We start from the raw sequence: 21,967 nt of genomic DNA, 5'->3' as shown, positions 1-21,967 counted from the left end.
GCGCCCCCTTGTGTCCGATCCCGATCCACCCGGTGAGCCGGCGGCCCCGGTTTACCGGGGCACGGGCGGTGTGTGGGCCTCGGGTCAGAGGCTCGCGCCGGGCTTGAGGGCGCGGGCCACGCGGACGACGCGCTCGGCCTGCACCTGGGCGGCCTTGCGGGAGGTGTCGTCGACCGGGTTGTTGCCCTGGGCGTCCACGTGGGAGGTGCCGTAGGGGTTGCCGTCGACGAACTTGGAGCCGTCGGTGTAGCCGGGCGGCACGATGATCCCGCCGAAGTGGTAGAAGGTGTTCGACAGCGCCAGCAGGGTGCTCTCCTGCCCGCCGTGCTGCGTGGCCGACGAGGCGAAGCCGCTGTAGACCTTGTCCGCGAGCTGCCCCTGCGCCCACTGCGGGCCCAGCGTGTCGATGAACTGCTTGAGCTGCGAGGCGATGTTGCCGTAGCGGGTCGGCGAGCCGAAGATCACGGCGTCGGCCCAGACGACGTCGTCGGCGGTCGCCTCGGCGACGTCCTTGGTCGCCTCGACGTTGGCCGCCCACGCCTCGTTGCTGTCGATGGCGGCCTGCGGCGCCAGCTCGGCGGCCTTGCGCAGCCGCACCTCGGCGCCGGCCTTCTCCGCCGCCTCGGCGATCTCCTTGGCCAGCGCGGAGATGGTGCCGGTCGAGGAGTAGTAGATGACGCTCAGCTTCACGTCGCTCATGGTCGTGCCCCCACGGGTTCGGGTCGCTTGCCGGATGACTGCTTGCTAGAAAGAGTATGCATACACATTTATTCCTTGGCAAGCGGTGCGCCGGGGGCTGTGAGTGGCCGCACACCATGGCCACGGGTGCCCAGGGGGACAGAGGAGGCCGGTGCGCCGGGGGCCCAGAGGTGCGCGAAGAGCGGAGAGGGGAGGGACAGGCGGTGACGCCCGGGGTACCCTTTGCGCCGTGTACACGGTGCTGAAGCGAGGATGGAGGGCGCGCCCCGGGTGGGTGCTCGCCCTCGCCGTCGTCCTCGCACTGCACTACGTGTGCATCGTCTGTATGGCCGCGGCCGCGTCCGCCGCCGAGGTCCACGAGGTGCGTACCGCCGCCGTCGCCGGAAAGGCGGTCGTCGCCGAGGCCGCCGCGGAGCCGGGTGGGGAGCCGGATGCGCCCGCCCCGGCCGGGGAGGCCGTCGAGGTGCCCCCGGAGGAGCTGGTGAAGGCGGGCGTCCTCCCGGCCCTCGCCGACGGGGACGGCGGGGTCGGCGGTGCCTCCGCCCTGGCCCCCGACAGCGCGCACGACTATGAGTGCGACGCCCCCATCATCAACACCTCCGCCTTCTTCGGCACGGACACCGACGACGGCGGAGTGAAATCGCCGGCCGACCACCGGACCGCCTCGACGGCCCTGCTGGTGATGCTGCTGCTCAGCGTCGCCCTGGCGGTCGCCCTGCGCCTGCCCCCGCTGTGGCGTGGGCCCGTTCGGCTCGCCGCGGTCCCGGCGGTCTGGCGCCCGAGCGGCATCCGGCTGCTCACCACCCTGTGCATCCAGCGCGTTTAGATGCCCGCGCGCCGTCCCACCCCCGGCGGCGCGCCTTCACCGGACCCCCCGACCTTTCCCGGCGTGCGCCCCACCAGGGGCGGCGCCCGAAACGATCCTGGTGAGGACATGTCCAGAAATCTCAGCATCACCTTCGGCCTCCTGCTCGTCCTGGCGCTCGCGTTCGGCATCTTCGCCATCGTGCGCTCGGTGAACGGCGGAGGCCCGGCCGAGGCCGAGCGGGTCTCGGCCGAGACGCTCGTCAACGACGACAGCCACTACCTCGACCAGCCGGAGGGCGCCGAGGTCACCGTGGTGGAGTTCCTCGACTTCGAATGCCCGGCGTGCGCGCAGCAGTACCCGGTCATGGAGGACATCCGGGAGAAGTACGAGGGCGACATCAACTTCGTGGTGCGGTACTTCCCGCTGCCGGGCCACGTGAACGCCGAGGCGTCCGCCGCCGCGGCCGAGGCCGCCGCCCGGCAGGACTCGTTCGAGGAGATGTACCAGAAGCTCTTCGAGACCCAGGACGAGTGGAGCGGGGCCGCCGAGCCCACTCCGGAGGTGTTCGTGGACTACGCCGAGGAGATCGGCCTGGACCGGGACCAGTTCGTCGAGGACATGCAGGACCCGGCGATCCTGGAGCGGGTCAACGCCGACCTCCCGGACGGCCAGGAGGCGGGCGTGCAGGGCACCCCGACGATCTTCGTGAACGGGCGGCTGATGTCGTCGATGCCGTCGGAGAAGCAGCTCAGCGACATCATCGACGAGGAGCTCGAGGCCGCGCAGGAGGAGGGCGGCGAGCAGTGAGCGCACAGAAGGCCGCCGCAGGGTCGGCGGCCCCGCCCCCGTCCCCGTCGGCCGCCTCTGAGCCTCCGGGCGCCGAGGTCCCGATCATGGGCCGGGCGCTGCCGTGGATCCTGGCGGTCGGCGGCGGGATCGGCCTGCTGGCGGCGTTCGCGCTGGCGATCGAGAAGGTCAACTCGCTGGCGAACCCGGACTACGTGCCGACGTGCAGCGTGAACCCGGTGATCAGCTGCGGCACGGTGATGGACACGCCGACGGCGGAGGCGTTCGGGTTCCCGAACCCGTTGCTGGGCATCGCGTGCTTCGCGATCGTGACGGCGATCGGGATGGCGATGCTGGCGGGGGCGTCGTTCCGGCCGTGGTTCTGGTGGGGGCTGCAGGGCGGCGTGGTCTTCGGGATCGGGTTCGTGCACTTCCTGATCTTCCAGAGCCTGTATAAGATCAGCGCGCTGTGCCCGTACTGCATGGTGGTGTGGGCGGTGATGATCCCGATCTTCACCTACGTGACCCTGGACAACGTGCGGACGGGAAGGATCCCGCTCCCAGCGGGCGCCCGCTCGGCGGCCGGGGTGCTGATCCGCAACCACACGGTCGTGGTGACGGTGTGGTTCCTCCTGATCATCGCCGCGATCGCCCAGGCCTTCTGGTCCTTCTGGACGGGTCAGATCTAGGGGTGGCCCAAGCACTCGGCCCCGACCACGCATTGCGTGGTCGGGGCCGAGTGCTGTCTGGAGGTCAGAGCCGGTCGGCGACGGCCCCGGCGAGGAAGGAGGACCACTCGGGGGCAGGGAAGGCGAGGTGCCCGGCATCGGGGTGCTTGGAGTCCCGAACGGCGGCACCGATGGAGAGGCTGGCGACTTCGACGCAGTTCTGCGCGCCTCCACCGCTGTAGCTGAGCGAGAGCACCCAGCGCCCGCTGCCCGCCTCTGTGGCCGGAGGGCAGCGGTGCAAAGCCGCAGGGACCAAAGGCCGACCCAAGGCCCCTTAGCGCCTCCCGAACGCCTTCTTATACTCCCGGCATGTTCGACACCCGCCATCTGCGGACCTTCCACGCCGTCGTGGAACACGGCTCCTTCTCCGCGGCGGCCCGGGAGTTGGGCTACACCCAGCCCGCCATCAGCCAGCAGATGCGGGCCCTCGAACGCTCCGCCGGGACGCCCCTCTTCACCCGTGTCGGCCGCCGCCTGCGCCCCACCGACGCCGGGCGCATGCTCTTCCGCCACGCCTCCGGCATCCTCCGCGACCTCTCCGCCGCCGAAGAGCAGATCGCCGCCGTCCGCCGCCTGCGCTCGGGCCGCGTGCGGCTCTGCACCTTCCCCAGCGCCGGCGCGACCCTCGTCCCCGCCGCCGTCACCCGCCTCGCCGAGGAGCACCCGGGCATCCGCGTCGAACTCGTGGAGACCGAGCCCCCGGGCTCCTTGTGCGCCCTCCAGGCCGGGGAGTGCGACGTGACCATCGCCTTCGGCTACGGCGGCACCGTCGCCCTCCCCGACGAGGTCGCCGAAGAGGACACCCTCGCGGTGCCGCTCCTGGACGACCCGGTCGTCATCGTCCTCCCCCGCGACCACCCGCTGACCCGCAAGCACGGCGTCCACCTGTCCGACCTGGCGGACGAGCGCTGGATCGCCGGGTGCTCCCGCTGCCGCGGCAACTTCGTCACGGCCTGCGCCGCCGCGGGCTTCGAGCCCGACATCGCCTTCACCACCGACGACAACCTCGCGGTGCAGAGCCTGGTCGCCGCCGGGGCCGGGATCGCCTGCATGCCCGGCCTGGTGCTGTCCTGCCTGCGCCACCCCGGCGTGGTCGGCCGCCGGGTGGAGCCGCCCGCCCACCGCACGGTCGCCGCCTACACCCTGCGCGAATACGCCCGCATCCCGGCGACCCGCCTCCTCTTGGAGGTGCTGGCGGACACCGCGCGACGCATCGGGCCGGGCACGGTCGGGGTCACCGGAGACGGACCGATGTCCGCGCTCCCCGCGAACGCCTCCTATAAGCGCCGCCTTGGGAGCGGCTGAACAAGTCGCCGTCGACACACGGCCCCCGCGGGACGAGGCTCGGGGCATCGCGATCACGGCACGGCGGCCTCCCGGCGATCTCGGGACGGCCGCCGCCGTGGACGCCTGCGCATCCGACCACCCCTTGGAGCAGCCGTGTCCACCGCTTCCAGAACCGCGACCACGCCCCGCCTCGACGCGCTCGTCGGCGCCGTCCGGACCGCTGTGAACCGGCGGGAGACCCCCGCCCGAACCGCCGAACTGGTCGCCGACGCCCTGCCCCCGTTCCTCACCGACCCCGGCCTCCTCCCCGCCTCCGCCATGGCGGCCGACCCGGACACCTACACCCAGCACGTCCTGCACGTGGAGGACGGCGGCGCCTTCTCCGTCGTGGCCCTGGTCTGGCTGCCCGGCCAGGCCACCCCCGTGCACGACCACGTCGCCTGGTGCGTCACCGGCGTGCACCTCGGCGCCGAGGACGAGACCCGCTACGCCCTCGCCGGGCCCGAGGACGACCGCCGCCTGGTCACGGTCGGCGGCGCCGTGAACCGCGCGGGGAGCACCTGCGGCTTCGCCCCTCCCGGCGACATCCACCGGGTGGCCAACGCGGGCGGCGGCCCCGCCGTGTCGCTCCACGTGTACGGGGCGGACATCGGCCGCCTCGGCTCCAGCGTCCGCCGCGTCTACGACCTGCCGGTCCGCGAGAGTTGAGCGCCCCATCCGCTCGTTGATCTCGGGAGATTCGACGCTGAAACCGCGTCTGTAGGGGCGTCTTTCCCGAGATCAACGGGGAGGGTGCCCGCGCGGCCGACGCGTCACACGATCGCTTCGAGCGCCTGCGGTAGAGCCGTCACGCCGTCCTCGGCCAGGAAGTGGCCCGCACCCGGAACGACGGTCGCCGTCGTCCCGAGGAGCCGCGCGAGACGGTCGGTGTGCCCGGTGGGGACGTACGGGTCGTCGTCGGACCGCAGAAGGGTGAGGGACCCGATCCTCTCCCGCACCCCAGCGGTATCCGCCCCGTCGTCCCCGATGAACCCGTCGAGGACGGGCAGCGCAGGCAGCTCGTCGACGAACCCCGACACGAGCACGAGCGTCCCCAGGCGCCAGGGGCCGGAGAGCGAGGCCAGGTACCGCAGGACCGCCAGGCACCCGAGACTGTGCGCCACGACCACCGACCCTTGGTCGGGCGTCCCGACCGCCTCCGCGACGGCGGCGCCCCAGCGGTCCGGATCCGGGGAGCCGGACTCCGGCAGTGCGGGGACGTCCGCCGGGATGCCCGCCCGCTCCAGCCGCTCGGCGAGCCACCCGAACCAGTGGTCCCCGGGCGTCGCCGCGTATCCGTGGAAGATCGATTCTCGTCGTTCGGTTGCCTTAGGTGCCATACCGCCGGACGGTAGGGGTTCACGTCAGCGTGAAGGTCAAGCCGAAGGAGTACGGGTGCTGATCAGCGAGCTCGCCGCACGGACCGGAGTCTCCGCGCGCGCGTTGCGCCACTATGAGGAGCGCGGGGTCCTCGTCCCCGGGCGCGACCCCAACGGCTACCGGGTCTACTCCGAATCCGACGTCGTCCGGGTCCTGCAGATCAAGACCATGATCGACGCCGGCCTTCCCACGAGCACCGTCCGCCGCTACTTCCACTGCGTGAGGGTCGGAGAGCACGGCATGACCCTGGAGATGTGCCCGGCCCTCCGCGCCGAGGTCGACGGCATCGCGGCCCGCCTCGACGAGCAGCGCGAGGCCCTGGAGGCGAGGCGCGAGCGCCTCGGCGCCCTCGCCTCCGACGGCTGACGGGCTCCCGACCGCGTCGGACGCCATTCCGGAATTCGAACACGGAAAGGCCGCCCACCGCCGTACAGCGGTGAGCGGCCCTCCTTTTATTCACGGCCCGCACCACAGGCCGAGAAGCATGTCCCCTTATCGGGGAAGGACTCAGCAGTCCAGGGTGATGGAAATGGTGATGCCGCAGGGGACGGTGGTCGGGGCGTCGACGCTCTCGTCCATGGCGACGGTCACGTCGGCGGCCTCGGCACCGGCGGCGGCGAGCAGGTCCAGGTCACCGAAAACGGACTGGTCCATGTCGGACTCCTTAAGTAGTGGGGCCGGGCACCGGGGGGTCATTCCCCTGTGCCGGGTTATCTCTTTTTGTCCGGACATGAACAGCATCACGGTCCGCGAGGACGATTCCAAGCGAACGCGGGAGATTGGCACGTTGGTGCCACGTGACGTGTCCCCGGCCCTCGCCGGCGGGTGTTCACCCTGGTCTCCGGCCCGCGGAAGGCGTCTCCAGGGTGTTCGGGAAATGGCGGAGAGTGACCGGTGCGGAGCGGTCGCCACGCGCGGGGATGACGGTGTGCGGGCCGGGCCGGATGACAGTCATGCGGCCCGGCGGTCGCCCGGCCCGGCGGCCCCCGGGGCGCGCCCCGGGAAGGGTGCTCCGGTCAGATCCAGTCCTGCTCGCGCGCCAGCTCCGCGGCCTCGTACCGGGAGCGCACGTTGAGCTTGTCGAGGATCGCCGACAGGTAGTTGCGCACCGTGCCGTTGGCCAGGTGCAGGTTGCGGGCGATGTCCGCCGTCGTGGAGGTCTGGCTGACCTGCGCGAGTATCGCCAGCTCCCGCTCGTTCAGCGGGCACGCCGGCTCCGCCAGGGCGTCGGCGGCCAGGTAGGGGTCGACGTACCGGTGGCCGTCCACCACCCGCCGCAGCACGTTCGACAGCAGCTTCGCCGAACTGTTCTTCGCGATGAAGCCGTCCGCGCCGGCCTTGAGCGAGCGGCGCAGCGCCCCCGGGCTGGCGTGCCGGGTGAGGATCACGCAGCGGGTGTCCGGGAGGTGCTTCTTGACCTTCTCCAGCAGGGCGAGCCCGCCCTCCGGCATCTCCACGTCGAGCATCACGATGTCCGGCGCGTGCTCCAGCGCGGCGGCCAGCGCCGCCGACCCGTCCTCCGTCTGGGCGACCACGGTGATGTCGGGCTCCAGGTCGAGGAGGGCGGCGATCGCCTCACGGGTCATGGCCTCGTCCTCGGCCAGCAGTACGCGAATCAGAGCCGTATCCTCCTCACTTGTTCGTTGCCGCCCCGCGCGGGGATCGCCCGCGCGACAATTCTTCCGGGGACGGAAAACCCGCTGATACGCCATGGTACTCCAGCCCCAGTTCACGGATCGGAGGTCGGGAGGGCGCACGGCTTCCGCACTGCGGATCGGCCAGAATGGAACGTCCCCGGGGCGTGGACAAGAGATGAATACCACTCGCATCCGGGCGGGAATTCCCGTTCCCGGACCGACTCCGCGCCCGCGCCGCCGCCCTACCATCGCCCTGTAAACACCCACTCGTGGAACGGGTCCCATGCGAGTTCACCAGCCCGCCACCGGTCCCCCCACACCGGACCGCGTCGTCCTGCGCTACATCAAGCGGCACCAGTACCTCAATTCGGCGTTCGCGCTGCTCCTCCCCGGAATCGCCCTGGTCACCGCCGACGCCGCGCCCGTCCCCATCGCCGTGCTCGTGGTCCTGCTCATGGGCTTCTCCATCCTGCGGTCCATGGTGATCGGCCTGGGCGGACCCCCGCCCGTCGGCATGTACCGCACCGTCCTGCTGTGGACCCTGGTCGTCATCGCCATCGCCGCCATGACGCTCGCCACCGCCCGGACCCAGGCGCCCTGGTTCTGGCTGCTGCTGCCCGGCATCGCCGCCGCCGACGTGGTCACCATGCGCCCCCGCCACTGGATCGCCGCGTACATCGTGCCCATCGCCCTGGCCACCGGCGTGTGCGTGTACGTGGTGGTCGCGCCCGGATCGAGCACCGAGGAGGCCCTCCGCTACTCGGTCACCAGCGTCCTCGCGGTCGGCTTCCTCGCCTACTGGGAGTCCACCGGCCCGGTGCTGTGGCAGCGCACCGTCGACGCCAACGAGTCGACGCTGCGGCTGGCCGTCACCGAAGAGCGCCTGCGCATCTCCGAGGACCTGCACGACATCCTCGGCCGGGCGCTGGAGGTCGTGGCGTTCAAGAGCGAACTCGCCTCCCGGCTGGTGCGGGACGCCCCCGAGCGTGCCGAACGGGAGCTGGGCGAGGTCCAAGAGGTGGCCCGCGGCGCCGTCCGGGACGTCCGCAACCTCGTGCGAGCCAACCAGACCACCGAGATCGCCCACGAAGTGGACACGGCCCGCCGCCTGCTGGAGTCGGCGTCGATCCGCTGCGAGACCGAGGGCGCCTTCGCCGACGTCCCCGAGGAGCTGTCCCACCCGCTCGGCAGGGTCGTCCGGGAGGCGGTCACCAACATCCTCCGGCACGCCCGCGCCACCGTCTGCGAGATCCGCCTGGACCGGTACGGCGACGACGTCGTGCTGGTCGTCCGCAACGACGGGGCGGCCGAGGGGCCCGCACGCCCCTACCCGCTGGACGAGCCCCCGACCGGCCTGGAGAGCCTGCGGCGCCACATCCGCGAGCACCGGGGCGAGATGACCGCCGAGGCACGCGGGTCCCACTTCACCCTCACGGCCCGCCTGCCCGCGCCGCCGAGCACGCCTTCGCCGTGACGGCCCCGACGGGCGCCGGTCGGCGGAGGCACCGCCGTCACGGCTCAGGGGGCGGCGGCTCCGGCAGGCCCAGCGCGCGGGTCAGGAAGGCGAACTCGTCGCCCGCCTGCGCCTTGCGGGCCGCCGCCGCGCCGGTGGTGTGGCCCAGGCTCGGGCGGAGCGCGTAGAGCGCCCCCGGGTCCTCTGGGGCGTCCGGCTCCCCCGGGCGCCCGGCACGGTTCCGGACGGCGGGCGCGGCCCCTTGGAGGGCGGCACAGAACTTCCGGGCGTGCGCCGGGTCGACGCGCAGATCCAGCTCGAAGGCGGTCAGCAGCATCCGCGGGTAGGCCACCCCCTCCCGGACGTTGTGCAGCGGCGAGTACCGCAGCAGCGCGGCCAGGTCCTCCGGGTCGTCCGGGTCCCCGTACTCCGGGATCCAGGCCCGCCCCGCCGCCCAGCGCGGGAACCGCGCCATGTCCAGCGGTGCCGCCGTGCACACCGCCGCCGCATAGCCCGACGGCCGGTCCACCGCGGCCGCCGCCGCCAGCATCCCGCCGTGCGAGGAGCCGATCAGCGCGACCCGCCCGCGCTCGGCGACGCCCTCCGCCACCAGGTGGTCGGCCGCGGCGTGCAGATCGCCCACGGAGCGGTGCTTGTCGCGGCCGCGCGCGGCCTCCCGCCACGCGCTCCCCTCCTCGCCGCCGCCGCGCACCGCCGCCATCGCCCAGCGCCCCCCGGCGGCCGCCCACGCCAGCGCGGTCGCCGAGAACGAGGGGGTGAGCGCCAGCCCGAATCCGCCGTAGACGGTGAGCAGGGTCGGCGCCGGTCCGGTGTCCTCCGGGGGGCCGATGACGAACAGGCCGATCCGGGCCCCGTCCGGGGCGGTGGCGTGGAGCCGCTCGCACCGGACCGACCCCGGGCGGGCCGCCCCCGGTGCGGTGAGGGCGGTGCGCACGGCGGCGCCGCCGTCCCAGGAGCCCCCGTCAGGCCGGAAGAGCAGGAGGGAGGGCGGTGTGGTGAAGCCGGTCCACTCGATCAGCGCCTCCCGGCCGTCCGGGCGGGGGGCGACGGCGGACACCGTGCCGATCCCGGGCAGGGGGACCTCCCCCTCCTCTCCGGGGCCGCCTTCGCGGGGGGTTCCGTCCTCCCCGTCCCCGCCATGCAGCCGGATCCGGGAGGAGCCGTCCTCGCGCCAGACCGTGAGCAGGGGCGCCTCCGGCCGCCCGCCCAGCGCCACCGCGTCCGCCAGGTGCGCGTCCGGGCGCTCGGGGACCGCCTCCCACCAGTGGTGCTCCTCGCCGAGGCGGGCGCTGAGCAGGCGCCCGCGCGGGGCCCCGTGCTCGGTGAGGACGTCGAGCACCCCCGCCCGCCGGAACCGGGCGGTGCACACCGGTGCGGCGTGGACCGCCGCCATCCCGGGCGCCCGGAGGGCGCCGTCCCCCAGCCGGCCGACCCACACGGCGGTGCCCTTGGCGCCGCGCGTCTGCACCAGCAGCCACCGCCCGGAGGGGTCGACCTGCGTCCGCTGCGCCGTCCAGTCCGCCGCCCCCGCTGCGACGTCCGCGTCCTGGCCCTGCGGCGTGCCCAGCCGGTGCAGGGCCGCCCAGCGGCGCAGCCGCCCGCCGTCGCGCGCCTCCCTGATGTAGGCGAAGCCGGACCCGTCCGGCAGCCAGGACGGCGCGGCCGGGTGGCAGCCGGTCAGCGGGGGGCCGAGCGGTTCTCCCCCGCCCGGGGGCAGCACGAGGACGCGGCCGTCCCCCCCGGCCGCCGACACGAGCGTCACCGCCACGGGCCCGCCGCCGGGCGGGGCCGACCAGCCCGTCAGGACGGTGTCCCCGGACGGGTCCCACACGGCGGGGTCGAAGACGGTGCGGGCATCCGCGTCCTGCTGCGGGCCCACCGCGTCAGCGCTGACGAGCACCGGCAGGTCGCGGTCGGGCGCGTGGCGGAGGTAGAGGGCCCGGCCGTCCTGCCAGCCCGCGGCCGTGTACCCGCCGACCTCCAGGTAGGGGGCGAGGGCGCGGCGCACCGAGTCCCGCAGGCCGTCGCGGCCCAGCGACCGGTCCAGCAGGGCGGCCTGCCCGGCCTCCCACGCGCCGACGGCGGGGTCGGCGCCGTCCTCCAGCCAGCGGTGCGGGTCGGGCGGCGGAACGGCGGGGGCGGCGGTCCGGGGCGCCCCGGTCATGCGGCCCTACCTTCTTGAGTGCGCCCCAGAGGTTCGCGACGATGGGGCCGTGCGAGCGGGGCAGGGATGGATTTCATGCCGGCTGCCACCGATGGCTCAGGAGGCTCATCCCCCTGCCCCGCACCTTCTATAACCGCAAGCGTGCCGAGGGCGAGCGGCACCACCAAGCGCTCATCGCCCTGGCCCGACGGCGGGTCAACGTGCTGTTCGCGATCCTGCGCGACCGCAGACCCTATGAGGACCGGCCCGCGCTCCGTCTCGTGGCTTGACAACAGCATTAGGCAGTCCCCTCGGCGACCCGGCCCGCCGGGCCCGGCTCCGCGCTCTCCGCGTCCGCACCGCCAGCCTCAGTGCCGCCCGCCCCCACGGCGCCGGAATCGGCGATCGTCCGCAGGACGGTGAAGATGGACGGCATCGCCCCGAGGTCGTCGGCGCCGGTGTGCGCGGAGGTCCCCGTCTCCGTGGGCAGGACGTGGTACCCGTCCTCCTCCAGCGCCGCCAGGTTGCGGCGGACGGCCTTGGAGCGGAGCCGCGGTCCGCCCAGGGACGGCACGATGAACACGGGGGCCCCGGTGAAGCCGACGGTCGCCAGGGCGAGGCTGTCGGTGATGCCCGCCGCGCACTTGGCGATGAAGGCACCGGTCGCCGGGATGACGACCACCAGGTCGGCCCACTCGGCCGCCTCCCGGTGCTCGACCGTGCCGCCGGCCGGGCGCCACTCCGGGCCGAGCACGGGGCGGCCGGAGATCGCGGCCAGGGCGTCGGACGCCACCAGGCCGGTCGCCGAACGGGTCAGGCACACCCGCACCTGCCACCCGTAGAGCTGGCGCAGGTACAGCACCCAGCCGGGGAGCAGGGCGACGGGAAGCGCCCCCGCGCCGACGAGCAGGACGTTTCCGCGGGGCAGGGTGATCTTCGGGGGATTCATGCGCAGGGCTTCCTTCTCATCGTCCTCGTCATCGGGGGCGCCGCGTCCGCCGCCGGGGGCGCGGGCTCAGGCGGGTGCGGCCGGGGACGCCGCCGAGGGGGCCGGGGCGGGCGCCGTCAGCAGGGCGACGACCACCGCCATCTCCAGCGCCGCCGTCCGCGCGTCCAGCCCCGCCTGGGCGGCGAGCCTGCGCGCGTGGTCCACCATCAGGACGGCCGTCCCCCGCCGCAGGAGTTCGGCCGGGAACGGGGCCTCCTCGGAGGCGAGCGCCTCGAACGCGCGGAGCAGGCGGGCCAGGGAGGGGGCGCTCGCCTTGCCCGCGGCGGTGAACAGCTGCGTGGTGAGGGCGAGCTCGCCGAGCACCCTGCAGGTGTCGAGGAGGAGCGGGGCGGGGGCCGAGGGCAGCAGCACGTCGACGCGGCCGTACCGGGGCCGCCCGTCCCGCTCGGCGACGGCGAGCCGCCCCAGCCCCAGCGTCCGGTGGACCCCGTGGGCCGAGAACACCGGGTCAGGGGGCGCGTCGCCGAGGTGGGCGCGGACCGAGGCCGACTGCCGGACGCCCGCCTCCTCGCACTCGTCCAGGAACTCCCGGACCGCCGTCCACAGGGTGGGGGCATTCCCGGGGTCGCCCCCGGAAGGGGGCGCGGGGCGGCGCGGCCGTTCCATGATGCCCTGGAGCACGGCACCGGGAAGGCCGGACAGGGCCTCGGGAGGGAGCGGGCCGGGCACGCGGATCGCGTCGGCGACCGAGGCGTGCCCGCGCACGCCGGTGAAGACCTCGGTGCCCCCGGAGGAGGAGACGGAGTCGGACACCGGTCCGCCCTCGGTGGGCCGCTCGCACGACGGGGAGAGGAAGCGCACCGGGACCTCGCCCCCCTCGCCCGCCGGGGCCGGGGCGGGCGGCGGGAACGGGGAGGCCGACCGGCCGGGAGGCGGCGGCGCGGGGATCCGCCACGTCCAGCCGCGCTCCGACGGCTCGACCGTGCGGACCGGCGGGCGGGCGACGCCCTGGGCGTCAGGGGACATGGACCTCGCTCCTCTCTTCGGGGCGCTCCGGCTCCGGACGCAGGGCCTCAGGGTGCTCCGCCCCGGCGGCCGCGGCCTCCGGTACGGCGGGGTGGAGCGCCGCGCCGATCCGCTCTTCGAGGCCGTCGGCGCCGCTCTCGACCAGCGTCCGGGCGAACAGGTCGGCCAGCCGGACGCCGAAGCTGCCTCCGGGAAGGCCCGGCGGGTGCACGGCCAGGCCCACCCCCTGCGCGACCCGGAGGGCGAAGCCCGGAACGGGGTCGGCAAGCACCTCGGGCAGGCCCGAAGCGGCCAGCTCCGCCGCCACGCCGTCGGCGTCGGCGGCGGCGAGGTAGACCACGAAGGAGTCGGGGCGGGGCGCTCCGGTGCCGCGCGTCGCCGCCTTGGCCTGCCAGGGCGCCTCCAACCGCTCCAGCGCCTCCAGCAGCGGCCCGACGACGCCCCGGTCGGCCAGCGACGGCGGGTGCAGGTACAGGCGGGCCCGGGGGCGCACGGGCGGGCCGTTCGGGCCGGTGTAGCCGAACCAGCCGAACAGCGCCCCCGGCCGGGCGCGGGGCAGCAGCACCTCGGCGGTTCCGCCGTCGACCCCTGTCCGCAGCTCTCCGGGAGCGGCGCGCAGGCGCACCCCGTTCTTGGACACCACCGCATCCGGCCCTTCGGGACCGTCGCCGTCGCCGTCCTCCGCGGGCGCCTCGCCCTCGACGGTCCAGCCGGGGTCGCACCAGGTGCCCGTGGCGAGTTCGGCGAACAGGGCCGTGGCGGCCGCGTCGGCGCCGGGCGTGGCGGCCTCGGAGTGCGGCCCCGCCAGGTGGACGTCGCGGTACAGCCAGCTGCGCAGGGCGGGCACCCCGCGCGGGTGGGCGGCCGGTTCGCTCCGTTCGCCGGTCGCGGCGCGGATCCACCGGCCCGCCGGGTCGGCCGCGGACTCGGGCGCGACCGCGGCCCGCACCCGGTCGCACCAGGTGCGCAGCGTGGCGGGGCCGGGAAAGGCGGGCTCGGGGAAGGCGGCGCCGGTGCGGGTCATCGCGCACCCCCCTCGTCCAGGGCCGTCCGGAGCCCGGCGACCGCGCGGGGCAGGTCGCCGAGCATCGCGGCGAGCGCGCGGAGCAGCACCGTGGGGACGGTGCCCACCTGGCTGCCGACGGTCGCCAGGGCCTGGGCCCGGCACAGCAGCCGCCCGCCCGTCAGCAGGAGCAGCCGCTCCAGGTCCGGCGACCAGGGCCGGACCGCGCGGTAGCCGTCCAGCATCGCCGCGAGAAGGGCGAAGGACTGGCCCGCCGCCCCCTCGACGGCCGCGCGGACGTCGGCCGCCCGGTCCTGGTGGATGCGGTGCACGCGGGCCTGGAGCGACGCCGACAGCGCCCCGGCCAGGAAGGCCGCCAGGTCCTCGTGCGGGTCGCCGCGGCCGGCCAGCTCCCAGTCGATGACCGTGATCGCGCCGGTGCCGGTGGTCTCCCGGTCCTGCCCGGAGGGGACCAGGATGTTGTCCGGCTTGAAGTCGCCATGGACGAACACCGGGTCCGCGTCCGCGGCGCCGCGCTCCTGGACCGACGCCAGCGCGTCCCGCGCCGACGGGTGCCGGTCGAGCTGCTTGAGCAGGGCGATGACCTGGTCCGACGTGGTCGCGTACTCGGCCGTCCGCAGCGGGAACAGCCGCGGCCGCTCCGGCACGGCCGGAGGCAGGCCGCGCCCGTCGTCGCCGTGCAGCGCGGCCGCGGCGGCACCGCACCGGCGCGCCTCCCCGGCCCCGCGCCCCTCGGCGACCAGGTCCTGCAGCGTGCCCCGCCCCTCGGGGGCCGCGAAGACCAGCCGCTCCGGGTCGTGCCAGACGGGCGGCGTGCACAGGGCGGCGCCGTCGGGCAGGCGCAGCGCCGCCGCCCGCTCCCCGGCCTCGCGCTCGTGCCGCAGGGCGTCCTGCCCGCCGCCCGCGCGGCGCGCATGTTTCACGATGAACGTCCGGCCCCGGTGGTCGGCCCGGGTGACCCGCGGGTGCAGGGGGACGGGTTCGGCGCGGTCGAGCACGGCCCGTACATCGGCGTCGGACAGCGGCCCGGGGCCGGGCGACGCGAGGGTGGTCGTCACAGCAGTCCTCTCTTGGTGAGGCGCACCGCGGTCTGGAACCGGTTCTTCGCGTTCACCATCTCCTTGATCTCCGCGACGTGCCTGCGCACGGTCCTCAGCGAGGTCCCCAGCTCCTTGGCGGCCGCCTCGTCGTTGAGGCCTTCGCTCAGGAGCAGGATGAGCTGGCGGGTCATCGCGTTGGAGAGCGCCTCCGGTTCGGGCCCGGGGGCGCAGGGGGCCTCGTCCACCGGCGCGGCCGACGCCCAGACGAGGTCGAACAGGGTGGACAGTCCGCTGAGCATGGTCCGCTCCCGGACGAGGGTGGCCCACTGCGGCTCGCCGGAGCCCTGCGAGGCGAGCACCGCCATGGTCCGGTCGAGCAGGACGAGGCAGTGCGGCACCGAATCCGCCGTGCGGATCCGGGCACCTGCGCGGTGCTGTGTCCGGAACGCCGGGGGCAGCCCCGGCTCGGCGCCGGCGCGGCGCTCGACCACCGTGCGGACCTGCGCGCCGGAGGACAGCGCCCGCCGGGTCACCGCGGAGAGCAGGGTGGCCGCCCCGGCCGAGGCGGGGTGGAAGATGCGGATCTCGCGGGGGCGGTTCTTCCGCAGCGAGTCGAGCAGCACGTCCATTCGGATGTGCAGAGCGGGGGCCTGCAGCTGTTCAGGCGGTCGGTCAATCGATATCCCTTGAGAAGTCATCGATACCCCCGACGGCAGAGCACTATCGTCACCAACCGATACCAAGTCGTTCACGGTGTGAAGGGAGATTCCGGCCGCGTCGGCGCCGACGCCTGGTGTGGGGAAGGGGGAAAACAGCGGCTCGATTCGACGTGGCGGCGACTCCGGCGGCGCCCAAGCTAACCCACCTGACGGCGGTGCTCAAGTGGGGTTTTCGGGTCCGGAGGAATTGTTCTTCCGCGGCCGTGCGGCCCGATTACCCTGTCAGGAATTGCGGGCGGGGGGTGCCGCGTCCCGGGCGTGTGCGCCCGGGCGCGGGGGCTGCGGAGGGGGCCGACGGTGCGGGCGGCGGTGGCGACCTGGCGGCATCACTCCAGGTGAACAGGGCATTGCAGGGGACTTCCTGGGGGGCGTGTGCCCGCGGAGGCGTGTCCGTGTGACCGGTTCGGGACCCGTGGCCGGGGGCGGGGAAAAGAAATGGAGAGACGGGGCCAGGGGGCGGGGAGAAGGGTGAGGATTCGCGGCCGGTAAAGCGTTCCCCCCGGTCGACGGGTGCGCGGTGGGGCGGGGGCGGCGCCCCGGAACTCGGGGTGACCGAGTAGTGTCATGGCAGGTCAGTGGGGTGTTCGCCACTCTTCTGGGGTGGGCGCTGAATTCTGCGGGCCGCTTCTGGTGCGCGTTCTGTGTCCGCCTCGGAGCGGGCGCCGCGGTGCGTCGGGATCCGGTTTCCCGATGACTGTAATAAGGGGCGTCACGGAATAAAGGCGACTGATTACCGTAAGTGGCGTGTTACACGGTAATTTGTTTCCGTGACACGGGGTCCCTGTTTCTCCGATGATCGCCTGTGCTACAACAGGGCTCCGAGCGTCGGCCGCTGATGGGCGGCGGGACGGTGCGGACCGATGCGAGGAGTCAATCATATACACTCGCGTTCCCCGGTCGTCCAATACGAAAGTACCCGGGCAGGCGCCGTCGGCCCAGCCCCCATCCGGGCGGATGGCGGAGCATTCCGGGGGCCGTCATTCCGGTGCGCGCCATTACGGGAGCGCCGAAGGGGGCGGAAAGCGGCGGTGGTCGGCGGAATCCGGCCGCTTCCGGCGGCGGAGGCGCCCCGCCGTCCGCGCGCTGCGGACCGCCCCGCCTCCACGGCCGGAATCGCGGAGGCGTGCGGGACCGGACCCGCCCGCGCCACGACGGCGGCCCCCGCCGGACATCCGGCAGGGGCCGTGTTCATCGCTGCGGCGGGCCGCGTTCCTCCCCGGAGGCCGCGCGTCCGGTGCGAGGGCGGCCCGGGCGCGGGGAGGGAGCGCCACGGGCCGCCGTCCGGAACCGCCCGAGGACGGGGCGGGGGCGGGCTCCGGACGGGACCGGGTCAGGGGCCCCGAGGAAGCCCCGCCGTGCGCGCAGGACGGGAGCGCGCCCGGCGGAGACGGTCAGGAGCCGGTGGTCTGGCGTCGGCCGCGCTGGACGTACGCGACCGCGGCCAGCCGCCCGACCGCATAGAGCGCCAGGGCCGCGTAGATCGCGATCTGCACCACGGGGCGGTCCGAGGCCAGCACGAACACGACGCCGCCGATGACGGCGATCGTGATGACCTGGACGAGGAGCTCCTGGCCGAGGGTGGAACCGAGCTTGACGCCGGAGAGGGCGTAGAAGAAGTCCATGCGCAATCACCTTTCGGTCCGGGCCGGACGCGTGTCCGGCCCACGGTCTGCGGGCGGGGCGGGGCGGGCGCCGGGCGCCGCGCGGGGGTCAGGAGCGCGGCTCCCAGCGCCAGGTCCGCCGCGTGACCAGCAGGGCCACCGCGGTCCAGGCCACGAGGAGGAGAAGGTCGGCGACCACCGGGTCCACCGGCACCGGCAGGTCCGCCGCCCCGACCCCGGTGCCGCCGAACCCCTTGGCGATCAGGTCGGCCGCCGGGACCATCGGGACGAGCATCGCCCCCCAGGCGACCGCCTGCACCGGGTAGTCGATGAGCTGGGCGCCGATCACGGCCAGGATGAGCAGCGGCATCATGGTGAACATGACGCGCTCGTGGCTGCCGGTCACCGCGACGATGAACGCGGCCAGCACCAGCGCGAGGACCAGCCCGAGCACCGCCCCCACCACCACCAGCAGCGGGTGCTGCGGCAGCGGCGCGCCGGTCGCGGTGAACACACCGAGCATCAGCGCCATCTGCACCGCGCTGAGCAGCGCGATCGCCAGCATGCTCCCCGCGATCAGCTCGGCGCCGTCGAGCTCGGTGGTGCGCAGCCGCTTGTAGACCAGGGTGTCGCGGCGGGCCGAGAGCTGGGTGGTCGTGCTCATGTACGGCGTCATCATCAGCGCGTACATGAAGTACACCCCGAGGGTCGCCCCCCATTGGGCGGGGCCCTCCGGGCGGGCGCCCAGGTAGGAGATGCCCACCAGCATCATGGGCAGGAACAGGGCGACGGCCAGCACGCCCTTGCGGCGCATCAGCAGTCTCAGCTCCGCCCGGGTGAGGGCGAGCATCAGCGTCACGCGGCCGGGGCCGCGGTCCCGGCCGGCGGCGGTCCCGGCCGCCACCGTGGCCTGTCGTGCGGTGGCCGTCATCGCGCGGACACCCCTTCCACGTCGTGCTCGGCGCCGTTCCCGGTGCCCTGTCCGCCGCCTCCGCCGTCTCCCCCGCCACCGCCGTGGGGGCCGCCGTCACCGCCGTCACCGCCGTCACCGCCGTCACCTCCGGCGCGGTCGGTGCCCTGGTCCGCCGCCTCCAGGGCTTCGGCCGTCAGCCGCTCGCTCCGCGTCCGGATGGTGTGGAACAGGCTCTCCAGGGTGGCGGGCTGGGCGTGCAGGCCCGAGAGCGTGGCGCCGCGCCGGTCGGCCCATTCCAAGAGCACCGTCAGGTCCGCCTGCAGGGCGGAGGTCTCGACCCGCAGCGTGCGCGTGTCGGAGGCGTCGGCGCCGCCCGGGGCGGCCACGGCGGTGCTCCCCGAGAGCGCGGGCAGCTCGTCCGCCAAGGAGGCGGTGAGCCGCGCGTTGATGGTGGCCGGGTGCGACTCGAGGACCTCCTGGAGCGTTCCGGCGACCGCGACCTTCCCCTCGTGCATGATGGCGAGGCGGTCCGCCAGGGCCTCGGCCTCCTCCAGGTAGTGGGTGGTGAGGATGATCGTGGTCCCGGCGGCGCGCAGGTCGTCGACCAGCGACCACAGGCGCCGGCGCGACTCGGGGTCGAGCCCGGTCGTGGGCTCGTCGAGGACCACCAGCTCGGGGCCGCCCCACACCGCCAGGGCGATGTCCAGGCGGCGCTTCTCGCCGCCGGACAGCTGGTCGAGGCGGACATCTGCACGGCTGACGAGGTCGACGCGGTCCATGACCCGGTCCACGCTGTCGCGGCGCCCCGAGATCGAGTCCCACAGCTCGATCGTCTCCCGCACCGTCATCTCCGTGAGGAACCCGGCCTCCTGGAGCATGAACCCGGTTCGGCGGCGGAGGCTCCGGCGCTGCCGGAAGGGGTCGAGCCCCAGGACGCGGATGTGGCCGGAGTCCGGGCGGCGGTACCCCTGGATGAGCTCCAGGGACGTGGTCTTGCCGGCCCCGTTCGTCCCGAGCAGCGCGAAGACCTCGCCACGAAGGGCCCTCAGGGAGACGTCCTTGACGGCCTGATATCGCCCGTAGGAGAAGTTCAGGCCGTCGACGTCGACGGCGGCGTCGCGGTTCGGCGGAATAGGCATGACCCCACTGTGGCGACGCCGCTCTCACGGACGTAAGTAACAAGCTGTCACCGAATCGGGGTGACAACGCGGACGGTCCTGTCACGCCCGCCGGGACCGCCCGTAGGCGAATCGGCGGAGGGCCCGCTCGGCGGGACCGGGCAGGCCGCGGCGCTCCATCAGCGCGGCGGCGGCGACCGTGGCCGACCAGACGCCGACCGCCGAAGCGAGCGCGGTGGCCGCCGGGTTCGGGGCGGAGCCCAGGTCGAGGGCGAACGGGGCGAACAGCGCCAGCCACGCGGCCGACTGGACCAGGTACCCGCTCAGGGAACGCCGCCCGAGCGCGGCGACCGCGCCGACGGCGGCGCGCACGGGTGCCGCCGGGCGCCGGTTCTCATAGGCGAGGCAGGCCAGGGCGAAGAGGCAGACGAAGCCGACGCCCGCGAACAGGCCGGACGACTCGTGCAGGATCTTGAGCCACATGGCCGCGGACGCGTCGGCGTTCAGCCACCCGGCGCTGAACAGGCCCATGGGCAGGCCCCCGGCGAACCCTGCGGTCAGCCCGCCCGCGGCGCCCGCCGTGAGCAGTCGGCGGTGGCGTGCGGGCTCCTCCAGGATCCGGCGCCGTGCGGCCCACGCGCCCAGCCATGCGGGCAAGAGCATGGTGGACAGCATGAGCGTGGTCATCGGCCACTCGCCGAGCCGCTCCAGCACGGCGGCGCCGTACGTGGCCGCCTGGCCGGAGGAGTACGCGCCCACGGGCACCTCCGCACGCTCGCCCGAGCCGTTCGCGAGGCTCCACGCGGCCATGGCGGCGGCCACGGCGACGTAGACGGCGGCCACCCCCGGGTACCAGAGCCCGACGCGGTGGACGCGCTCGCCGCGCCCGACGAGCACCAGAGTGAGCACGGCGCCGATGATCCCGTAGGCGCCGAGGATGTCGCCGGAGAAGAGCAGGACGCCGTGCGCCAGGCCGAGGGCGAACAGGAAGGCGCTGCGGCGCAGGAGGACGGCCCGGGCCGCACGCGGACCGGCGGCCTGGCGGCGGAGGGCGAGCTGCACGACCCCGTAGCCGAACATGATCGCGAACAGCGGCAGGGCGCGTGCGTGCACGACGGTGAACATGAAGACGTCGTAGGCGCGTTCGAGGCCCATCGGGTCGGGCGCGAATCCGGGCACCGTGGCGAAGAGCGCCATCCCGGTGTGGGCCAGGGCGATGACGAGCAGCATGCCGCCCCGGGCCAGGTCGGGGGCGAGGGAGCGCTCGGAGCGCCGGACGGGGCCGAGGCGGCCCGCGGCCTCGGCGGTCGGACCGGTGCCGGGTGCGGTGGTCATGGGTCCCCTCCTCGGGGCGTCGGCGGACGTCATTAATATACGAGATAAACTATATGAAGTAAACAAATGGGGGGCAGGCCGGGTGAGCTCCAGGCCGGGGCGAGCTCCCGTCGGACCGCGCCCGTCCCCCGGCCCCGGTCAGACGGGAGGTAGGTTCCAGGCATGGACGAGGTGCCCGCCCTGCTGGGGCGGCTGTGGAGGCTGCCGGCCGGCGGCAGGCTGGGGCGGCGGCCCGAGCTCGACGTGGAGCGCGTCGTGCGCACGGCGGTGGACCTGGCCGACCGGGACGGGCTGGCGGGGGCCACTCTGGCCAAGGTCGCCAAGGAGCTGGGCGTGACGGCGATGTCGCTCTACCGCCACGTGGGGTCCAAGGACGACCTGGTCGTCCTGATGGTGGACGCCGCCGACGGCCCCCCGCCCGAACTCGACGTGCCCGAAGGGGGCTGGCGCGAAGGCCTGCGCGCGTGGGCGCACGCGCTGCGGGAGGTGCACCGGCGCCACCCCTGGCTCGCCGACGTGCCCTTCACCGGGCCGCCGAGCGGGCCGAACGCGATCGCCTGGCTGGACGCGGGGCTGCGCGCCCTGCGCGGCACCAGGCTCGACGAAGGGGACAAGGTGGGCGTCCAGATGGTGCTCGCCGGATACGTGCAGCGGACGAGCGCGGCCGAGCGGCAGATGGTCGAGGCGATGCGCGGAGCGACGGACCAGGCGAGCGTCGAGCGCGACTACGGCAGGACGCTGGCGCGGTTCGTCGACCCCGACCGGTTCCCCGACGCGGCGCGGCTGTTCGCGTCCGAGGTGTTCGAGCACCCGCCCGAGGGGGCAGAAGACCCCGCCGAGCACGACTTCACGTTCGGCCTGGAGCTGATCCTCGACGGCACTGCGGCGGCGATCGAGACGGCGGCAGCTCGGCGCTGACGCGCCCCCCGCCGAACAGTGGTCGGCGGCGGCACGGCCGGTACCCCGCTGACGGGCTCCGGCCGTCGGCCAGGCCACCGGAATGCAAGGACAACAGCAGCAACGACGGGGCCAGCAGGTGCCCCGCTCCCGGGCCCTGGCCGTCCGGCGGGCTGCCGGGGTGTGGGGTGGGGGGCGGCGACGACGAGGGTCGGCGGCCCTACCTGGTGCGTTGTCGGCCGCCGGGTGTGTGGATGGTCACCGTGTTTGGCGGCGACGGCAAGAGCCGTCCGATTCCCCGGCCCTGCTTGCCGTCCGGCGGGCTTCTCGCGGTCCGGGCGGGCGGCTCGGCCGGTGCCCCGCT

23 protein-coding genes and 1 pseudogene are annotated in these 21,967 nt (G+C 74.4%); 9 read left to right on the top strand and 15 right to left on the bottom strand.

All coding sequences use genetic code 11. The features are described 5' to 3' along the window. Positions 1-84: 84 nt before the first annotated feature. A complete protein-coding gene (wrbA, locus tag O4U47_RS09260; protein ID WP_270677267.1) occupies positions 85-699 on the bottom strand; it encodes an NAD(P)H:quinone oxidoreductase in 615 nt (204 codons plus the stop codon). Positions 700-928: 229 nt separating this feature from the next. On the opposite strand from wrbA, the gene O4U47_RS09255 reads away from it, so the two are divergent. The 3 genes from O4U47_RS09255 to O4U47_RS09245 all read left to right on the top strand — a co-directional run bounded on the left by O4U47_RS09255 (position 929) and on the right by O4U47_RS09245 (position 2,982). Beyond that, on the top strand, positions 929-1,525 hold the full coding sequence (locus tag O4U47_RS09255) for a hypothetical protein (RefSeq protein ID WP_270677266.1): 597 nt from the start codon (positions 929-931) through the stop codon (positions 1,523-1,525). Between the two features lie 108 nt (positions 1,526-1,633). Next, the gene (locus O4U47_RS09250) at positions 1,634-2,314 is read left to right on the top strand and encodes a DsbA family protein (protein WP_270677265.1); all 681 of its coding nucleotides are present in this window, start codon (positions 1,634-1,636) and stop codon (positions 2,312-2,314) included. After that, positions 2,311-2,982 (top strand): vitamin K epoxide reductase family protein, encoded by a 672-nt coding sequence (locus O4U47_RS09245; protein WP_270677264.1) that lies wholly within the window; start codon positions 2,311-2,313, stop codon positions 2,980-2,982. Before O4U47_RS09250 ends, O4U47_RS09245 begins: the two co-directional genes overlap by 4 nt. Positions 2,983-3,046: 64 nt before the next feature. On the opposite strand, the gene O4U47_RS09240 is transcribed toward O4U47_RS09245, so the two are convergent. After that, on the bottom strand, positions 3,047-3,217 hold the full coding sequence (locus tag O4U47_RS09240; protein WP_270677263.1) for a DUF397 domain-containing protein: 171 nt from the start codon (positions 3,215-3,217) through the stop codon (positions 3,047-3,049). Positions 3,218-3,330: 113 nt separating this feature from the next. Here O4U47_RS09240 and O4U47_RS09235 point away from each other — a divergent pair, with 113 nt between their 5' ends. Both O4U47_RS09235 and O4U47_RS09230 read left to right on the top strand, forming a co-directional pair. Further along, positions 3,331-4,326 carry a LysR family transcriptional regulator gene (locus tag O4U47_RS09235; RefSeq protein ID WP_270677262.1) on the top strand — a complete coding sequence of 332 codons (996 nt, stop codon included), beginning with the start codon at positions 3,331-3,333 and terminating at the stop codon, positions 4,324-4,326. A gap of 135 nt (positions 4,327-4,461) precedes the next feature. Further along, entirely contained in the window at positions 4,462-5,016 is a 555-nt protein-coding gene (locus O4U47_RS09230; RefSeq protein ID WP_270677261.1) for a cysteine dioxygenase family protein, read from the top strand. A gap of 104 nt (positions 5,017-5,120) precedes the next feature. Here O4U47_RS09230 and O4U47_RS09225 read toward each other — a convergent pair whose 3' ends face one another. Further along, positions 5,121-5,687 carry an RBBP9/YdeN family alpha/beta hydrolase gene (locus tag O4U47_RS09225; RefSeq protein ID WP_270677260.1) on the bottom strand — a complete coding sequence of 189 codons (567 nt, stop codon included), beginning with the start codon at positions 5,685-5,687 and terminating at the stop codon, positions 5,121-5,123. Positions 5,688-5,742: 55 nt separating this feature from the next. Here O4U47_RS09225 and O4U47_RS09220 point away from each other — a divergent pair, with 55 nt between their 5' ends. Continuing rightward, complete coding sequence (locus tag O4U47_RS09220; protein WP_270677259.1) at positions 5,743-6,093, top strand: MerR family transcriptional regulator; 351 nt, start codon at positions 5,743-5,745, stop codon at positions 6,091-6,093. A gap of 141 nt (positions 6,094-6,234) precedes the next feature. Here O4U47_RS09220 and O4U47_RS09215 read toward each other — a convergent pair whose 3' ends face one another. Beyond that, positions 6,235-6,381, bottom strand: a complete 147-nt coding sequence (locus tag O4U47_RS09215; RefSeq protein WP_270677257.1) for a hypothetical protein — start codon at positions 6,379-6,381, stop codon at positions 6,235-6,237. Between the two features lie 362 nt (positions 6,382-6,743). Continuing rightward, positions 6,744-7,331, bottom strand: a complete 588-nt coding sequence (locus tag O4U47_RS09210; protein ID WP_270677375.1) for a response regulator transcription factor — start codon at positions 7,329-7,331, stop codon at positions 6,744-6,746. 316 nt (positions 7,332-7,647) lie between these two features. Here O4U47_RS09210 and O4U47_RS09205 point away from each other — a divergent pair, with 316 nt between their 5' ends. Next, complete coding sequence (locus O4U47_RS09205) at positions 7,648-8,838, top strand: sensor histidine kinase (RefSeq protein WP_270677256.1); 1,191 nt, start codon at positions 7,648-7,650, stop codon at positions 8,836-8,838. Positions 8,839-8,875: 37 nt separating this feature from the next. On the opposite strand, the gene O4U47_RS09200 is transcribed toward O4U47_RS09205, so the two are convergent. Beyond that, on the bottom strand, positions 8,876-11,002 hold the full coding sequence (locus O4U47_RS09200) for a prolyl oligopeptidase family serine peptidase (protein WP_270677255.1): 2,127 nt from the start codon (positions 11,000-11,002) through the stop codon (positions 8,876-8,878). 110 nt (positions 11,003-11,112) lie between these two features. Between O4U47_RS09200 and O4U47_RS09195 the strand changes: the two are divergent. Beyond that, positions 11,113-11,271 (top strand): annotated as a pseudogene (locus O4U47_RS09195) (IS110 family transposase); the annotation flags it as partial. A gap of 8 nt (positions 11,272-11,279) precedes the next feature. Here O4U47_RS09195 and O4U47_RS09190 read toward each other — a convergent pair. From O4U47_RS09190 to O4U47_RS09150, 9 genes are all read right to left on the bottom strand, one after another. Next, positions 11,280-11,930 (bottom strand): flavoprotein, encoded by a 651-nt coding sequence (locus tag O4U47_RS09190; RefSeq protein ID WP_270677254.1) that lies wholly within the window; start codon positions 11,928-11,930, stop codon positions 11,280-11,282. Between the two features lie 66 nt (positions 11,931-11,996). Continuing rightward, the gene (locus tag O4U47_RS09185) at positions 11,997-12,956 is read right to left on the bottom strand and encodes a hypothetical protein (protein ID WP_270677253.1); all 960 of its coding nucleotides are present in this window, start codon (positions 12,954-12,956) and stop codon (positions 11,997-11,999) included. After that, on the bottom strand, positions 12,946-13,980 hold the full coding sequence (locus tag O4U47_RS09180; protein WP_270677252.1) for a T3SS effector HopA1 family protein: 1,035 nt from the start codon (positions 13,978-13,980) through the stop codon (positions 12,946-12,948). Before O4U47_RS09180 ends, O4U47_RS09185 begins: the two co-directional genes overlap by 11 nt. Next, positions 13,977-15,038, bottom strand: coding sequence for a phosphotransferase (locus tag O4U47_RS09175; RefSeq protein WP_270677251.1), 1,062 nt, complete (start codon positions 15,036-15,038; stop codon positions 13,977-13,979). The genes O4U47_RS09180 and O4U47_RS09175 overlap by 4 nt, the downstream gene beginning before the upstream one ends. After that, positions 15,035-15,649: a helix-turn-helix domain-containing protein gene (locus tag O4U47_RS09170; protein ID WP_270677250.1), complete on the bottom strand. Its 615-nt coding sequence runs from the start codon at positions 15,647-15,649 to the stop codon at positions 15,035-15,037. The genes O4U47_RS09175 and O4U47_RS09170 overlap by 4 nt, the downstream gene beginning before the upstream one ends. A 1,481-nt stretch (positions 15,650-17,130) precedes the next feature. After that, positions 17,131-17,361 (bottom strand): hypothetical protein, encoded by a 231-nt coding sequence (locus O4U47_RS09165; RefSeq protein ID WP_270677249.1) that lies wholly within the window; start codon positions 17,359-17,361, stop codon positions 17,131-17,133. An 88-nt stretch (positions 17,362-17,449) separates the two neighbouring features. Beyond that, the gene (locus tag O4U47_RS09160; protein ID WP_270677248.1) at positions 17,450-18,271 is read right to left on the bottom strand and encodes an ABC transporter permease; all 822 of its coding nucleotides are present in this window, start codon (positions 18,269-18,271) and stop codon (positions 17,450-17,452) included. Continuing rightward, positions 18,268-19,392, bottom strand: coding sequence for an ABC transporter ATP-binding protein (locus tag O4U47_RS09155; RefSeq protein WP_270677247.1), 1,125 nt, complete (start codon positions 19,390-19,392; stop codon positions 18,268-18,270). The genes O4U47_RS09160 and O4U47_RS09155 overlap by 4 nt, the downstream gene beginning before the upstream one ends. A gap of 81 nt (positions 19,393-19,473) precedes the next feature. Beyond that, the gene (locus O4U47_RS09150) at positions 19,474-20,706 is read right to left on the bottom strand and encodes a DUF418 domain-containing protein (RefSeq protein WP_270677246.1); all 1,233 of its coding nucleotides are present in this window, start codon (positions 20,704-20,706) and stop codon (positions 19,474-19,476) included. A gap of 162 nt (positions 20,707-20,868) precedes the next feature. On the opposite strand from O4U47_RS09150, the gene O4U47_RS09145 reads away from it, so the two are divergent. After that, a complete protein-coding gene (locus O4U47_RS09145) occupies positions 20,869-21,624 on the top strand; it encodes a TetR/AcrR family transcriptional regulator (RefSeq protein ID WP_270677245.1) in 756 nt (251 codons plus the stop codon). The last annotated feature ends 343 nt before the right edge of the window (positions 21,625-21,967 follow it).

This window comes from Nocardiopsis suaedae (assembly GCF_027706745.1).
Lineage (GTDB): Bacteria > Actinomycetota > Actinomycetes > Streptosporangiales > Streptosporangiaceae > Nocardiopsis_A > Nocardiopsis_A suaedae.
Note: the sequence above shows the minus strand (reverse complement) of the source record. Positions and strands in the feature narration are given on the sequence as shown.